15 protein-coding genes are annotated in these 16,293 nt (G+C 43.0%); 1 reads left to right on the top strand and 14 read right to left on the bottom strand.

Annotation, left to right across the window (positions count from 1 at the left end; translation table 11 throughout):
- Nucleotides 1-269: 269 nt before the first annotated feature.
- Entirely contained in the window at nucleotides 270-1,946 is a 1,677-nt protein-coding gene (locus IQ19_RS10935; protein WP_144542456.1) for a DAK2 domain-containing protein, read from the bottom strand.
- Between the two features lie 16 nt (nucleotides 1,947-1,962).
- The gene (locus tag IQ19_RS10930; RefSeq protein ID WP_009330806.1) at nucleotides 1,963-2,325 is read right to left on the bottom strand and encodes an Asp23/Gls24 family envelope stress response protein; all 363 of its coding nucleotides are present in this window, start codon (nucleotides 2,323-2,325) and stop codon (nucleotides 1,963-1,965) included.
- Between the two features lie 454 nt (nucleotides 2,326-2,779).
- Between IQ19_RS10930 and rpmB the strand changes: the two genes are divergently transcribed.
- Entirely contained in the window at nucleotides 2,780-2,968 is a 189-nt protein-coding gene (gene rpmB, locus IQ19_RS10925; RefSeq protein ID WP_019381740.1) for a 50S ribosomal protein L28, read from the top strand.
- Nucleotides 2,969-3,126: 158 nt separating this feature from the next.
- On the opposite strand, the gene spoVM is transcribed toward rpmB, so the two are convergent.
- The 12 genes from spoVM to coaBC form a co-directional block, all read right to left on the bottom strand.
- Entirely contained in the window at nucleotides 3,127-3,207 is an 81-nt protein-coding gene (gene spoVM, locus IQ19_RS10920) for a stage V sporulation protein SpoVM (RefSeq protein ID WP_019381739.1), read from the bottom strand.
- A 177-nt stretch (nucleotides 3,208-3,384) separates the two neighbouring features.
- On the bottom strand, nucleotides 3,385-4,032 hold the full coding sequence (locus IQ19_RS10915) for a thiamine diphosphokinase (protein WP_144542455.1): 648 nt from the start codon (nucleotides 4,030-4,032) through the stop codon (nucleotides 3,385-3,387).
- A gap of 111 nt (nucleotides 4,033-4,143) precedes the next feature.
- A complete protein-coding gene (gene rpe / locus IQ19_RS10910; protein WP_144542454.1) occupies nucleotides 4,144-4,794 on the bottom strand; it encodes a ribulose-phosphate 3-epimerase in 651 nt (216 codons plus the stop codon).
- Nucleotides 4,795-4,797: 3 nt separating this feature from the next.
- Nucleotides 4,798-5,679 (bottom strand): ribosome small subunit-dependent GTPase A, encoded by an 882-nt coding sequence (rsgA, locus tag IQ19_RS10905; protein ID WP_144542453.1) that lies wholly within the window; start codon nucleotides 5,677-5,679, stop codon nucleotides 4,798-4,800.
- 15 nt (nucleotides 5,680-5,694) lie between these two features.
- The gene (gene pknB, locus IQ19_RS10900; protein WP_144542452.1) at nucleotides 5,695-7,677 is read right to left on the bottom strand and encodes a Stk1 family PASTA domain-containing Ser/Thr kinase; all 1,983 of its coding nucleotides are present in this window, start codon (nucleotides 7,675-7,677) and stop codon (nucleotides 5,695-5,697) included.
- A gap of 6 nt (nucleotides 7,678-7,683) precedes the next feature.
- Nucleotides 7,684-8,433 (bottom strand): Stp1/IreP family PP2C-type Ser/Thr phosphatase, encoded by a 750-nt coding sequence (locus IQ19_RS10895; RefSeq protein WP_144542451.1) that lies wholly within the window; start codon nucleotides 8,431-8,433, stop codon nucleotides 7,684-7,686.
- A gap of 4 nt (nucleotides 8,434-8,437) precedes the next feature.
- Entirely contained in the window at nucleotides 8,438-9,523 is a 1,086-nt protein-coding gene (rlmN, locus tag IQ19_RS10890) for a dual-specificity RNA methyltransferase RlmN (RefSeq protein WP_144542450.1), read from the bottom strand.
- Nucleotides 9,524-10,879, bottom strand: a complete 1,356-nt coding sequence (gene rsmB / locus IQ19_RS10885) for a 16S rRNA (cytosine(967)-C(5))-methyltransferase RsmB (protein WP_144542449.1) — start codon at nucleotides 10,877-10,879, stop codon at nucleotides 9,524-9,526.
- Nucleotides 10,876-11,826 (bottom strand): methionyl-tRNA formyltransferase, encoded by a 951-nt coding sequence (gene fmt, locus IQ19_RS10880; RefSeq protein WP_144542448.1) that lies wholly within the window; start codon nucleotides 11,824-11,826, stop codon nucleotides 10,876-10,878. The genes rsmB and fmt overlap by 4 nt, the downstream gene beginning before the upstream one ends.
- A complete protein-coding gene (def, locus tag IQ19_RS10875) occupies nucleotides 11,823-12,308 on the bottom strand; it encodes a peptide deformylase (RefSeq protein WP_144542447.1) in 486 nt (161 codons plus the stop codon). Before def ends, fmt begins: the two co-directional genes overlap by 4 nt.
- 75 nt (nucleotides 12,309-12,383) lie before the next feature.
- Complete coding sequence (priA, locus tag IQ19_RS10870; protein ID WP_144542446.1) at nucleotides 12,384-14,798, bottom strand: primosomal protein N'; 2,415 nt, start codon at nucleotides 14,796-14,798, stop codon at nucleotides 12,384-12,386.
- A complete protein-coding gene (coaBC, locus tag IQ19_RS10865; protein WP_144542445.1) occupies nucleotides 14,795-16,003 on the bottom strand; it encodes a bifunctional phosphopantothenoylcysteine decarboxylase/phosphopantothenate--cysteine ligase CoaBC in 1,209 nt (402 codons plus the stop codon). Before coaBC ends, priA begins: the two co-directional genes overlap by 4 nt.
- Nucleotides 16,004-16,293: the final 290 nt, after the last annotated feature.

Here is a 16,293-nt window from a genome sequence, read left to right as displayed (position 1 = left end):
GGGCGGTCCGAGAGCCTCCTCAAGCATTAAGCCTGCGGGGTCTCCCTTTGATCCGCACTCCCGCAGGACTTTGAATAAACATCGTTGAAAACACACCGCACGAAGGAAATGCGAATGCATTTTCGCGGGATTAGCGACTTCAGCCCCAATCAACAAAGTGCCCAAAACAACATCGCCATTTAACACAGCCTAATATTCTCTGTGCGGAAAGAAAATCAAGCTTTTTAAACAGGCAAAAAGCGAAGGCAATGCCCTCGCTTTTGTCATTATTATTCAATTGAGAAGATGAAAGAGTATAGCGGCTGTTTGCCATCATGCACTTCCACTTCGACATCTTCATACTTTTCTTCAACATAGCTGATCAGTGCGTCTACCTCTTCCTCTGCGGCATCTTCACCTTTTAAAATGGTTAAGATTTCAGAATCTTCGTCGATCATTTGATCAAGAAGGTCTTTGGCGGATTGCACTCTATCTTTGTTTTTTACAACTATTTTCCCATCCGCTATGCCCATGAAATCATCTTTTTCAATTTCAAGTCCGTCAATGCTCGTATCCCGGACAGCAAATGTGATCTGGCCGGTTTTAACATGCTGAAGGGCATCTATCATGCCTGCCTCGTTTTGAGCAAGGTCTGCACCTGGATTAAAGGCAAGAAGCGCTGCCATTCCTTGAGGGACAGTTTTTGATGGAACAACTACTGCTTCTTCCTCTGTCACTTCTGCAGCCTGCTGTGCTGCCATGATAATATTTTTATTGTTTGGTAAAATAATGACTTTCTTTGCATTCACTTCTTTGATGGCTTTCACGATATCCTCCGTACTTGGATTCATCGTTTGCCCGCCTTCAATGACTGCATGCGCCCCGATGCTGCGGAAAAGATCAGCGATTCCGCTTCCCATTGATACCGTAACAATACCGTACTCTTGCTTTTCTTTCGGCTTTGTTTCGACAGCTAAAGGTGTCTGGACATCCTCTACCAAATTTGTATGCTGCTGGCGCATATTCTCAATCTTCATATTGATTAAACTCCCGTAGCGCTGGCCATACGTTAAGCAATCGCCAGGCTGCTCGGAGTGAATATGTACTTTTACTAGCTGCTCATCTGCAATAACTAACAGAGAATCACCATATTGGCTTAAATCCTGGCGGAATTTTTCCTCTGAGAAAGGGTTAGCAGATAGCTTTTCACCTTCAAACTTCACCATAAACTCAGTGCAATAGCCGAACTCAATATCTTCAGTGTTCATGAAACTATGAATATTTTTGTGATGTTCTGCGCTTACCAGGTCATCCATCTTTGGAAGGGCAGCCGGTGTATCCGGAAGTTTCTCGCCTTTAAGCACTGCAAGGAATCCCTCATAGACAAAAACAAGGCCTTGGCCGCCACTGTCTACAACACCCACTTCTTTTAGAACAGGCAGAAGGTCTGGAGTCCGGTTTAACGAAGCTTTTGCTTCTATTAAAACCTCCTCCATGATGGCAATAATATCATCTTCATTTTTCGCGGCCTGTATAGCCTTCTTGGCAGAATCCTTGGCAACGGTTAAAATCGTTCCTTCTACAGGTTTCATTACGGCTTTATAGGCAGTCTCAACCCCTGAATTCAAGGCATCAGCAAACTCTTTTCCATTAATAGCGGCTTTCTGCTCAATGGCTTTGGAGAAGCCGCGGAACAGCTGGGAAAGGATTACCCCGGAGTTTCCGCGGGCACCCATTAACAAGCCTTTAGAGAGAGCAGAGCCCACTTTTCCGATATGTTCCTGAATATTACTCTTAACTTCCTTTGCACCGGAAGTCATGGACAAATTCATGTTTGTTCCCGTGTCTCCATCAGGAACAGGGAAAACGTTTAATGCATCTACTAATTTTGCATTAGCAGATAAATGGTTCGCTCCTTGTATAACCATTTCGGCAAAAAGCTTCCCATCTAAAACTTTTTTTGACACAAGTCTTTCCTCCTCACTACGGGTTCGTTACACGAACTCCCTGAACGTAAATATTAACCGAGTCTGTGCTGAGCCCCACTGTTTTATCAAGGGTGTACTTTACTTTAGATTGCACGTTGTGGGCAACCTCGGAAATTTTCGTTCCGTAACTTACAATAATATACATGTCGATATGTACTTCATCTTCTTCCTGGCGCACAATCACTCCGCGCGTGAAATTCTCTTTGCGAAGAATATCGGTTAAGCCATCTTTAATTTGATTCTTAGAGGCCATTCCTACAATGCCATAGCAGTCCACTGCTGCTCCGCCTGCAATCGTTGCAATAACGTCATTTGAGATATCAATTTGCCCGAAATTAGTTTTTAGTTCGATGGACATGTTTCGTTCCCCCTTTGGAAATTGCTTTATATTAAGAAAAGCGCACTGCGTTCAAACGCTCCCATTCAAGCCGGAGCGCTTGCATTCCACTTGAAACTGCCGCTAAGCCCAAGCCGCAAAATAAAAACATGCTGCTTTATTCAGCCAGACAGCATTCTTCCTAACTCCAAAGCTTTAAGCATATCTTATGACATTTTACTATATGGGCTGTGAATTTGAAAGTCATACTTCCCCATCTCTATTATAGCTCATGTTGCCTACCCCTATGTCAAGGAAATTTTCTTGAAAGCAAACTATTGCAATCAGAAGGGTTGTGTGATAAATTATTAAAGTATCTTTTAATGTCGAAAGCCGAACAGGATTTTCACATTAATTCAGATGGATGAATCTGACGATTGCAAATGAAAGCATGAAAAATAGTTTCAGCTTTGGTATAGTAAGGAGGGAAACATACATGCCACGCAAATGTGTTGTAACTGGTAAAAAGACAACTTCAGGTAACGCACGTTCTCACGCGATGAACGCTAACAAGCGTACTTGGGGTGCTAACCTTCAAAAGGTACGTATTCTTGTAGACGGCAAGCCTAAACGTGTTTGGGTTTCTGCAAGAGCACTTAAATCAGGTAAAGTAGAGCGTGTTTAATATGCTCGGGACATCCTATATTGGATGTCCTTTTTATTTGCCGGAATTTTACTCCACTATCAGTCTCCCCAATTCTGCAAAAAATAAAAGCACCCCGTGGAGAGGTGCCCAGTTTGACTCTGATAACTGCTTTTTATCTGTTTTTGAAATGTATGGGTTTAGCCCTTTTTGAAGGTTCCTAGCATGGCACGTACAATGCCCCCTAAAAATTTCGGAAGTTTAATTGTATAAAATCTCATTACTCGTGTCCCTCCTCACGATCTTACGCATCCATTCTGTCCTTAAATCGTCCTTACTATCTTATTCAAATAATGAAAGATAAGTACTCATGATTTCTAAAAATGATTAGAAAGCAATTTCAACTTAGACAGATGTCTGGCTTTTGGCACCATAGGCTGGCGCCTTCAGCTTTTCAATTAATCCTTGCTTCTTACAACCATTAATATGCCTTCAGTAAAAGAAAAAGTACCATAATCGTTATTAAGTTCATTACTTATACATAGTGTTGAACCAATAGGAATTGTATGATTTGCCAGCGGATACTTGAAATCCTTTAGCGTAATGCCTTTGACTTCCATGGTGATCGGGATAAAAGAAATGTACTTAAACCTTTTATTTTTTTGTATCGTGTACTCCCCAGCGGGTTTTATATAGACTATATTTTTTCTGTCGATTATTTCAATTTGAACAGGGTTCTTTTGCAGAACAGGCTTTATAAGAAGCTGAATATTAGCGAATAAGTGATCAAGCCTTCCTCCTGTTGCCCCGAATAGCCGTATTCTCTCCAGACTCTGCTCGAGCGCCCAATTCAATGCAAGCTCCATGTCTGTTTCATCTTTTTCCGGCTTGAATCTGTTTAGCTCTTTTACTTTTTCCTTAATCAATGACAATTCCTCCAGTGTCACTGAATCAAAATCGCCAAATGCAAGTTGTGGCTGAATGCCATTTTGGATCAGTGTCAGAACTCCTCTATCTACACCGACCCACATATCGCTATCATTTTCATAAAGTGACAGATCCGGAAGCAGGTCCTCCGGTCCCCCTGCCAGAATATTTATCTTCATTAATTATTCACTCCATTTTTTAAAAAACGCTGCATCAAGAGGCGCTCACGCCGCTCTAAGAACTTCTCTTATATTTGCAAAAAAGCCAGCTGCTGCACAGCTGGCTTCTTTTTATCTTGAACCTTTTAAAGCTGCAATCGCCTTGGCTCTGTCTTTTTGATTATAAATAGCAGATCCGGCAACCAGGACATTGGCTCCTGCATCGATACATTGCTTGGCTGTTTCTTCGTTTACGCCGCCGTCAATCTCGATTTCAATTTCCAGCCCTTTAGAATCTGCCATCTCCTTAACTGCTGCAATTTTCGAAAGGACGGAAGGAATGAATTTCTGGCCCCCAAAGCCAGGATTAACGGACATCAGCAGAACCATATCGATATCTTCGATGATATGCTCAATTGCATTTACAGGGGTAGCCGGATTTAGGACCACACCTGCTTTTACACCAAAAGACTTTATAAAATGGACGGTTCTATGCAGGTGCCGGGATGCTTCTACATGTACTGTTATATAGTCGGCTCCTGCTTTTGCAAATGCCTCAATATATGCATCCGGGTTTTCAATCATCAGATGGACATCCAATGGAAGCTTCGTGACTGGACGAATAGCATCCACAATTAAAGGGCCAATCGTGATATTGGGAACAAAGTGGCCGTCCATTACATCCACATGGATATAATCTGCTCCTCCCCGTTCTACATCCTTAATCTCTTCTCCTAAGTTGGAAAAATCGGCTGATAAAATAGAAGGTGCGATTTTAACCATCAATTAATACCTCGGCTTTCTATCTTTTATTTCCTGTAAGAACGTTTTGTAATGCTCGTACCTGTAGGAAGGAATTTCACCGTTTTCACTTGCAGTCTTCACGGCGCACTTTGGCTCTGCCATATGGAGGCATCCCCTGAATTTGCATTCCTCGCTCTTCGCCTGAATTTCAGGAAAGCAAAAGTTCAATTCTTCCATTTCAATATCAGTGAAATCCAGAGAACTGAATCCTGGAGTATCTGCAACAAGCCCCTTGCCTACCTCGATGAGCTCTACATGCCTTGTCGTGTGCTTCCCCCTGCCCAGGTGTGAAGATATATCATTGGTTTTCAGCTCCAAATCTGGCCTTAACACATTTAACAGGGAGGATTTTCCCACACCAGACTGTCCGGCAAACACCGAGATCTCACCTTCCAAATATGGCATTAGATCCTTGACTCCTTCTTCTGTTTCGGAGGAAGCGAGCAGGACATCATATCCAGCCTGGCGGTAATCTGCTGCATATTGCTGAATCTGTTTATATTCCTCTTGATTTGTCAGGTCAATTTTTGTAATACAAATAATTGGCTTAATATGGTTGTATTCAACCAGGACAAGGAACCGATCTAAAAGCGTTGTGCTAAACCCGGGCTCCACTGCGGAAAATACAAGAATAGCCTGGTCCACATTTGCAATCGGAGGCCGGATCAGTTCATTTTTCCGGTCCTTCACTTCTAGAATATAACCTTCAGTATTATTCTCGGCCTGGAAAACCACTTCATCACCGACGAGCGGGTTTACCTTATTTTTGCGGAAAACACCGCGTCCGCGGCACTGGATCGTTTCATCACCGCTTAACACATAATAAAACCCGCTTAAGGCTTTAATAATTTTGCCCTCAGGCATAGCAACACTCCTTGCTTAAGATTCTTCAGGATAAGGAACTTCATTTTGTTCATAAACCTTGCCATCTATCTGTACTTTATAGAAGCCATTTTGTTCCGGAGCAATAGTCATATCAATAGTTATGATTGTATCTTCCTCAATAAACTGATCCACTGCCGGTGCATCTCCAGTATTATTCATATCCCTAAAAAATATTTGAACATGCTGAGGCTCTCCTTCTACGGCAGGCTGGTATGGGACGTTTATATCCACATTCACCGTTTTTGGAGGAAGTTCTTCTTTACCTTTTGAAAGTACCACAGTAACCTTCTGGCCTCTTGTCAGGTTTGTTCCAGGCGCAGGATCTTGTTTTATAACAAGACCTTCTGGAACTTCATCATGGTACTCAGCTTCAGCATATTCTATGTTTAAGCCTGAAGACTCTTCATATTCCTGGAGGCCTTTTTCATTATATCCCTGTAAATTCTTCAATGAGATTGGAGCAGGCCCTTTGCTGACGGTAAATACCAAGTCTGTTTCCTCAGGCACGACAAGATCGCCTTCTGAAAAGTTTTGGTCGAGGATTGCGCCTGCCGGCTCGCTTTCATTATTTTCTTCGTTCTTTTTTATGCTTTTAAAACCTTTGCCTTCCAGCAATCGAACCACTTCATCAAATTCGCGGCCCTGGTAATCGGATAGTTCAAACTTTTCCTTGCCGGTGCTTTCATAGATGTCTATGGAGGTTCCTTCTTTAACGGTTCTACCCGCTTTCGGGTCCGTTTTAACCACATGTCCTTCTTCTATTTCAGGGTCGCTGATCGGTATGGATTCATTGACGGCAAACCCTGCAGCAACAAGCTCTGCCACGGCATCTTCCACTTCTTTTCCAGACACATCGGGAACCTGGACATCCTTCGGCTCCAGGAGGTCTGGAAGAACAGTTACAGCCAAAACACCTAATGCAATGAGTGTAAGGAACATTGATACCAAAATGAACGGCCATTTCTTTTTCTTTTTCTTTTTCTTTTTCTTCTTTTCCTGCTTTTGCTTAGCAACCGGCTGGGTATCAGCCTTAGGATCTTTTGCATGGACAAGTGTCTCATCCATATTTTGATATGGCCGGTCATCTGTAATGACAGGAATTGCTTTAGTGGCATCATCATCAATCGGAGCCATAAACTTTTCTTCATGGAGCCGTTCCGGATCCAGCGCTGTTCTTATATCCTCTTCCATTTCATCCACCGTATCATACCGATGGAAAGGATCTTTGGCTGTTGCTTTTAAAACAATATTTTCAACGCTCTGCGGTATAGACGGATTCCACCTTTTAAGTGATGGTGTCTCCGATTGCAGATGCTTTAGGGCAATCGATACAGCAGATTCACCTGAGAATGGCAACCTGCCAGTCAGAAGCTCGAACATTACAATTCCAAGGGAGTAGATATCCGACTTTCTGTTTGCCATTCCTCCCCTGGCCTGTTCAGGAGAAAGATAATGAACAGATCCCAAAACAGAGTTAGTCTGGGTTATACTTGTAGCACTTAAAGCCATAGCGATGCCAAAATCTGTGATTTTAACATTTCCATGCCTGTCTACTAGAATATTATGCGGTTTAATATCCCGGTGGATAATATGGTTTTGGTGGGCATGTGATATAGCGGAAGTGAGCTGTTTCATAATCTCCAGCGCTTCATCAATACGCACCGGGCTGTTTTGCTGTATGTATTGCTTTAAGGTTTGTCCATCTACATATTCCATCACAATATAATAGATTGAATCCTCTTCGCCAACATCATAAATATTTACTATATTCGGGTGGGCTAAGCTGGTAGCAGATTGGGCTTCACGATGAAAACGGCGGATAAATTCTTCATCTTCGGCAAAGTCCAGCCGGAGTACTTTGACGGCTACATCGCGGTCAAGAATCATATCATGGGCCAGGTAGACATTTGCCATGCCCCCTCCGCCAATCATATCGAGAATTTTATAGCGGCCGCTTATTCTTCTGCCTTTAATCATTTTTTATCACCCGCTCTCACTGCCATCATAAAACTCGACAATCACGAGTGTAATGTTATCCTCGCCGCCATTATGGTTAGCCTGCTCGATTAGCACTGTGGCTTTTTCCTCAAGATTTCGTGCACTCTTGAGAATTTCGTCCATTTCCGATACTGTTACCTTGTTGGATAAGCCGTCAGAGCACAGCAATAATAAGTCGCTTTCTTCAAAAGTGATGGTTTTGATATCCATTTCAACCGATGATTCCGTTCCCAATGCCCTGAGAAGGACATTTTTTCTTGGGTGATGCTCGGCATCTTCCTTTGTAATTTGCCCTGAACGAACAAGTTCGTTCACAAGAGAATGATCTTCCGTCAGCTGCTGGAAACCTAATTCATTTAGGATATAGCAGCGGCTATCGCCTATATTGGCAATAGTTGAAAAACGGTCCGTACAGATAGCCGCAACAATGGTTGTACCCATCCCCTCACATTCTGCGTTCTCTTTCGAATGTTCAAAAAGGATTTTGTTCACCTGGTCAATATGCTTCCTCAGCCAATCTTCGGCTTGTTCAGCTGTTTGGATTTCATCCGATTGTTCCCAGAACTCCTTTAGACTGGTTAAGGTCATTTCACTGGCAACATCGCCAGCGCGGTGGCCGCCCATGCCATCTGCGACGATGGCAAGGCGCTGCCCGCTGCTGTTCATAAAGATGCCGCCATTATCTTCATTATGCTGTCTGACTTTGCCACGATCTGTCATAAAAACAGCTCTCATTCTGTCACCTCGTCTCCTCTTTTCGCTCCTTTGCACGAAGTTGTCCACATGCTGCATCTATATCATGACCGTGCTCGCGGCGAATCGTTACATTAACGCCATGTTTCTTTAAAGTTTTTTCAAAAGCAAAAATTTGATCCTTTGGTGTTCGCACATAATCCCTTTCAGGCACATAGTTTACCGGAATCAGATTGACATGGCACTTAACATCCTTGATGAGTTTTGCCAATTCCTCTGCGTGTTCAACCTGGTCATTGACACCACCGAATAAACCATATTCGAAGCTGACACGCCTTCCTGTCTTATTAATATAATACCTGATGGATTCCATAAGATCAGGTAATTTATAAGCCCGGTTTATCGGCATCAGGCGGCTTCTGATCTCTGTATTCGGGGCATGCAGGGATATAGCAAAGTTGATCTGCATATTCTCATCCGCAAATTTATAAATTTTAGGGATGATGCCGCTTGTGGAAACAGTAATATGGCGTGCACCGATATTAAGGCCTTTGTCATGGTTGATGATTTTTAAGAACGAAAGCATATGCTCATAGTTGTCAAAAGGCTCACCAATGCCCATGATTACAACCGAGCTGACACGTTCACTTGTTTCATCAAGTGCCTGTTGTACTTTTACGACCTGGGCAACGATTTCTCCTGCTTCCAGGTTGCGTTTTAATCCGCCTAATGTGGAAGCGCAGAAAGTACAGCCGATTCGGCAGCCTACTTGAGTTGTAACACACACAGAATTTCCATAATCATGCCTCATCAGCACGGTTTCAATCGAATACCCATCGTGAAGTTCAAAAAGAAATTTAATTGTTCCGTCAGCTGATTCCTGCTGGATAATGGTTTTAAGAGTTGTCAAAGAAAAATTCTCCGACAATAAATCCCTTAATCCTTTTGACAAGTTTGTCATTTCTTCAAAGGATGAGACTCTTTTTATATATAGCCAATCAAATATTTGCTCCGCACGGAAAGCTTTCTCATTATTTTCTTTAAGCCAGTTTTTCAACTCATGCAGCTGTAAAGTGTAAATAGATGGCTTTTGTTCGGCTGTTGCTGTTTTCTCAGTTGCTGTTTGTTCCATTTATTGCACCTTCTTTCTCAGACAGGCAATGTAAAACCCGTCCGAACCTATATCTTGCGGCAAAATTTGCAGTTCATATCCGTCTATAAACGGAGTAATAGCTTTTGGCATTCGCTCCCGGACTGATATGTCTCCTTCAAAGTCCGCACTTTCATTTAAAAATGACTGTACGACATGCTGGTTTTCTTCCTTGTCAACTGTACACGTACTATAAACTAGAATACCACCTTTTTTCAGCAAAGGCGAAACGGCAGCCAATAGATTTCTCTGAACCTTGTGAAGATGGTATAAATCCTCTTCCTTTTTCGTGTATTTCATATCCGGTTTTCTTCTCATAACACCGAAGCCCGAACATGGTGCATCCACTAAAATCCGGTCAAAAGATCCTTTTTCATAATGCTCTTGCACTTTCCTGCTGTCAAGCGCATTTGCCTTGATGTTGGATAATCCCAGTCTCATGGCATTATCATTAATCAGCTTAACCTTATGCTCGTGAAGATCCAGCGAGATGACCTGTCCAGTATTTTGCAGATTTTCCGCAATGTGCGTTGATTTTCCTCCAGGAGCAGCACAGGCATCCAATATGGTTTCATTCTGATTTCCGCCAAGCGCATAGGCAACGAGCATGGAGCTCTCGTCCTGTATCGTTATCAGCCCTTCTTTAAAGGCTTGGGAGTTTGCCAAATTACCTCTCAAGCACTTAATGGCTACGGGAATAAACGGGCTCGCTTCCACCTCATAGCCTTCTTCCTCAAGAAGCGATAAGCATTCCTCTCTTGAGGCCTTGACCTCATTCACCCTTGCAGTCTGCAGTGGCGCAGTCAAATTGATTTCGCACATTTTCTTCGTCTCTTCATAGCCAAGCTGATCAACCCATCTTCTTACGAGCCACAAGGGATGGCTGGTTTCAATGGAAAGCCGCTCAACCGGATCCTCAATTTGCTCAAGGGATGGAAGCCCTTGCCTTTGAATATTTCTCAGCACGCCATTAACCATACCGGAAATTCCTTTATGTCCCTTCCGCTTGGCAATTTCCACTGCCTCGAAAATAGCTGCACGGTCAGGGATCTTATCCAGGTAAACCATCTGATAAAGGGTCAGCCTTAACAGCTGCTTTACCCAGCTCTCGACTTTTTTATTTCCTTTTAAAAAGGGGTTCAAATAAAAATCAAGGGTCATCCGGCGCTGAAGAGTGCCATAAGTTAATTCTGTAAGAAGGCCAATATCTTTCTGGCTGATTTCATTCTTTTTTATGGCGTTATTCAGCAAAAGATTGCTGTAGGACTGACTTTTTTCAATGGTTTCCAGCAGTTCTAATGCAGTTTCTCTGACATTTTTAGTCTTTTGATTCTTCATTCGCTATCTCCCAGGCGGCCACCGGCAGAAAGATGGGAGCCTGCCCCTCTTAAAAATTGTTCTGCAGGCATCTTTTTCTTGCCCGAAGGCTGCAGCTCTGTTATTTTGATAGCTGTATCATTTCCGGTTGCAACTACTAACCCATCTTCTTCTAGTCGGATAATCGTCCCAGGTGCCTCGTTGCCTGCTAATTTTGTCTTTTCTGAACTCCAGACTTTAATCACTTTGCCATCAAATGTTGTATAAGCAACTGGCCATGGGTTCAAACCCCTGATATGATTGTAGATTTCCTCCCCAGTTTTGTTCCAGTCGATTTTTTCCTGCTCACGTTTAATGTTATAAGCGAAAGTGGCGTCCTTATCATTTTGCTTTATAGGTGTCAACTCGCATTTCAGCAGCTTTGGCAATGTTTCAGACAAAAGCTTTGAACCAGCTGCGCTTAATTTATCATGCAGTGTGCCTACTGTATCTGTCTTAGTGATAGGCACTTCCACCTGTGTTAAAATATCGCCTGCATCAAGCTTCTCAGCCATATACATGATTGTAATGCCCGTCTTATCCTTTCCCTGTAAAATGGAATAATGGATCGGTGCCCCGCCGCGCAGTTCAGGAAGAAGCGAAGCGTGGACGTTGATGCAGCCATGTTTTGGCGCTTCCAAAAGCTCTTTTGGCAAAATTTGGCCAAAAGCAGCAGTTACGACCAAATCAGGCTTAAGTGCAAGAATTTTTTCCAGTTCCTCAGGCTGCCGGATTTTCTCAGGCTGGTGCACAGGAATGCCCTGCTTTTCAGCTTCCACTTTGACAGGCGGAGGAGTGAGGACTTTCTTTCTTCCCACGGGCCTGTCAGGCTGGGTGACGACTCCAATCACTTCATAGCCGTCCTTTATTATTTGCTGCAATACCGGTACAGAAAAATCGGGTGTCCCCATAAATACAATCTTTGTCATTCAGCTTCCAATCCTTCCAACTCTTCTTCATTCAAATACTTGGTCACTTTTGATGTAAATAAAACTCCGTGCAAATGATCAATTTCATGCAGGATCGCTCTTGCCAGAAAGCCTTCAGCTTCGAGTGTATAGTATTTCCCTTTGCGGTCCTGAGCCTTTATTTTTACATAATCAGGCCTCGTAACTTCACCATATAAACCTGGAAAGCTTAAGCATCCTTCAGTCCCTGTCTGTTCTCCATCTGTTTCAAGAACTTCCGGATTGATCATCTCGATAGTGCCAAATTCATCATCTATATCAACGATGGCGATTTGCTTGTCAAGGCCGATTTGCGGAGCAGCCAGCCCGACACCATCAAATTCAATCATCGTATCGTACATATCATTTAATAATTTGCCCAGCTTTTTATCAAAAACCTGTACAGATTCGCATTCTGCCTCCAGGATTTCAGCCGGGTACGTTACTATTTTTTTAACCGCCAAAACATTTCCTCCATTTTTATCTATTTTCAACCATTTTTTGATTAATCATAACCGGATTTATGCCAGCATAAATATTTACATTAAAATATATGGATTCAGGTCCACTGAAATGGCAAGGCCTCCTGCAGCAATTTCATGCTGATAATTATCAAGGACCTTTTTCAGTGCCCGACCAAGCTCAGGTTCCCGCTTGTATTTTATCAGACATTGATAGCGATATCTATTATTGATCCGCGGAATTGGCGATGCAACCGGGCCAAGCACAATGCTTTCCGCCGATAGTCGCGACTGAATATATTGTGTTATTTTTTCAGTTACGGAAACGGACTTCATTAATTCTTCATGGCTGACGGTAACAAGGGAGATATAGTAGAAAGGAGGGTATCTATGAATTTTGCGGACCATCATTTCCCTTTCATAGAACTTATCGTAATCCTGCTCTCCTGAAAGCTCGACACTGTAATGTTCAGGTGTATAGGTTTGGATAATAACCTCACCCTCAAGCTCATGCCTCCCTGCGCGCCCGCTGACCTGGGTCAAAAGCTGGAAGGTTTTTTCCGAAGAACGAAAATCAGGCAGATGGAGCATTGTATCGGCGGAAAGCACACCTACTAATGTAATATTGGGAAAATCAAGGCCCTTTGCAATCATTTGCGTACCAAGGAGAATATCCGCATGACCTTCCTGAAATTGGTCCAACAGCTTTTCATGAGATCCCTTTCTGCTGGTAGTGTCCACATCCATCCTGATGACCTTTGCTTCCGGCAAAACCTTTGCCAGCTCTTCTTCAACCTTCTGTGTCCCGGTTCCAAAATAACGGATATGTTCACTTTCACATTCCGGGCATGTATTTGGGACAGATGCTTCATACCCGCAATAATGGCATTTCATTTGCTGGTTAAACCGGTGATAAGTCAAGGAGATGTCACAGTGCGGACAATTAATGACATAGCCGCAATCCCTGCACATAACAAAAGAGGAATGCCCTCTTTTATTGAGAAATAAGACAATCTGTTCCTTCTTTTCCAGCCGGTCTTTTATTTTATCAAGGAGCACCCTGGAGAACATGGAACGATTGCCTTCCCGGAGCTCTTCTCTCATGTCAATAATTTCAACTGACGGCAAAGACTGGTTATTCATCCTTTTAGGCAGGGATAGGAGCTGATATACTCCTTTGTGGGCTCTTGCAAACGATTCAAGTGAAGGAGTTGCACTGCCTAGAACGACCGGACATTTATACTTTCCAGCCCTTTCGATCGCCACATCCCTTGCATGGTACCTTGGGTTTTCCTCCTGTTTGTAGCTTGTCTCGTGCTCTTCATCAATAATGACAATCCCGAGGTTTTCAAAAGGAGCAAAGATTGCGGATCGTGCTCCGACAACCACCTTTACTTCCTTCCTTTGAATCTTTCTCCATTCATCATACTTTTCCCCCGCAGAAAGGCCGCTGTGCATAACGGCAACCTGATCGCCGAATCTTCCTTTAAAGCGGTTGACCATTTGCGGAGTTAACGAAATTTCGGGAACCAGGACAATCGCTTCTTTTCCGTCCTGAAGAACCCTTTGAATCGATTGAAGATATACCTCTGTCTTGCCGCTGCCTGTTACGCCATACAGCAAAAACGTTCCATGCCTTTTTTCCTCTATGGAATTCAGGATGGGGATAATTGCTTTTCTCTGCTCTTCGGTCAAGGGCAGTGGTTCTGTTCTTTTAAACTCTCGGTCTCCAAAAGGATTACGATAAATTTCTACTTCTTTTTGACCAAGCAACCCTTTTTGGATGAGCCCTTTTATTGTTGACGAGGTTATTCTGAGGAAGGAGAATAGCTCTTTTTGTTCGATCGGGCTGTCATCCTGAAGGAAGTATTCAAGCACCTCTTTTTGCTTGGTTGCATTAGCAGGCAGCTTTTCAATGTATTCCGCAAGGCCATTTCGGTCTGCGGCTGGAAATACCTGCTTTACTTTTTTCTTTTTCACACGTTCTTTTACTTGATAGATAATGTCAATATTCCCATTGGTAGCTTCTTTCTGCAAAAGCGACAGAGTTCCATCCTTCACTGCTTCATCCCAGGTGATTGCCTCAGTATTTTCAAAAAGAGTTTGCACTTTTTCAGGAAGCGCCACACGGTCTGCCTTTTCCGCCAATACTAGTTTTTTTTCATATTTTGCCTTAAGGGCTGCTGGCAGCATTGCCTGGTAGGCTGATATTTTATAGCATAGTGTTTTCTCTGTCAGCCAATCTCCCAGAGACAGAAGCTCCTGATTTAGGACAGGATTTAAATCCATTGGTTCTGCAATGGACTTTAATTGGCTGAATTCCGATTCTGTTTTCAGGCCAGTTACAAAACCCTGGATCTTCCTTGGTCCGAATGGAACGATGACCCTCATGCCAGGCTGAATTACACCTGCCAAATGGCCAGGTATTTTATAGTCAAACGCTCGGTCTGTCTGCTTGGCAGGTACATCAACAATTACACTGGCAATATTCATTTCTGCTCATCCTTTAGTAAAATCGCAGCTTCCTGAAGAATCTTTGCAGCAACATCTTTTTTGGACATAAGAGGGAGCTCTTCTGAAGTTCCATCTTTTTTAAACAAAGTAACAATATTGGTGTCTGTCCCAAAGCCGGCACCTTCAGAAGTTACATTATTGGCAACGATCATATCGGCGTTTTTCTTCTTCAGCTTGCCTTTTGCATATACATCAACCCGTTCAGTTTCAGCAGCAAAGCCTATTAAAATCTGGCCCTTCTTTTTCTGCCCGAGTTCAAACAAAATATCTTTTGTTCTTTCAAGCTCCAATACTTCGTCTCCAGGCTGCTTCTTCATTTTTTGGCTAAAGCACACTTTAGGACGATAATCGGAAACTGCAGCTGTTTTTATAACAATATTGGCATTTTCATATTCTTCCATTGCAGCATGATACATTTCTTCGGCGCTTTCAATATTTATAAGCTTTACGCCATCTGGGGCTTTAATGGACACAGGTCCGGAAATTAAAGTTACTTCTGCACCGGCAGCAACTGCTTCTTCCGCAATCGCATAGCCCATTTTTCCCGAAGAATGGTTGGTGATGTAACGGACCGGATCAATTTTCTCCCTCGTTGGACCTGCTGTAATCACAACTTTTCTTCCTGCAAGATCTTGCTTGGGCTTGCTGAAAAACAAGCTGATCGTCTCTGTAATCTTCTCAGGCTCTTCCAATCTGCCTTTGCCAACATACCCGCATGCAAGATAACCTTCAGAAGGTTCGATAAACCTGCAGCCAAAGCTGTATAACGTTTCAATATTTTTCTGGACTGCCGGATGGCTATACATATGTACATTCATTGCAGGAGCAATCCAAATAGGCGATGTTGCAGCCAATAAGGTTGTTGTGATCATGTTATCCGCTATTCCGTTCGCCAGCTTTCCAATCACATTAGCTGTGGCCGGAGCCACAAGTATCAAATCTGCCCAGTCTGCAAGATCAATATGGGCAATCACCTTTGAATCTTTTTCATCAAAGGTATCAGTATAAACATCGTTTCTCGACAAAGCCTGAAATGTTAGGGGAGCCACAAATTTTGCTGCAGAGTCACTTAATATAACTTTTACATCCGCTCCCGCCTGGGTAAGCTTGCTCGTCAATGCTGCTGCTTTATATACAGCAATTCCCCCCGTAACGCATAATAATATTTTTTTGCCTGTCAGCATTATTAGACCCCACCAATCTTAGCTAAAATAATCATATTTATTCAAAGGCCTGGCGCTTCCTTAAACAGCTTTATAAAATGCTATTTTCTCAAATGGCCAGTGCCGGACGAGTGATTGTATTTTGGCAAGAGAATGCCATGATAGTTTTATTATGCAAGAAGTTCAGTCATTTTTCATCTATTAAAACCGAAAGACCTTTAATAATTGGCTGTGTTAAAGCTTTTGTTGATTTTGGCACTCTGTTGATTGTAGCGGTAGGAGCGAGCCAAAGGAGACCCCGCAGGCCCGTG

This window comes from Cytobacillus oceanisediminis (assembly GCF_007830235.1).
Classification (GTDB): domain Bacteria; phylum Bacillota; class Bacilli; order Bacillales; family Cytobacillaceae; genus Cytobacillus; species Cytobacillus oceanisediminis.
This window is presented reverse-complemented; position numbering and strand designations above follow the sequence as displayed.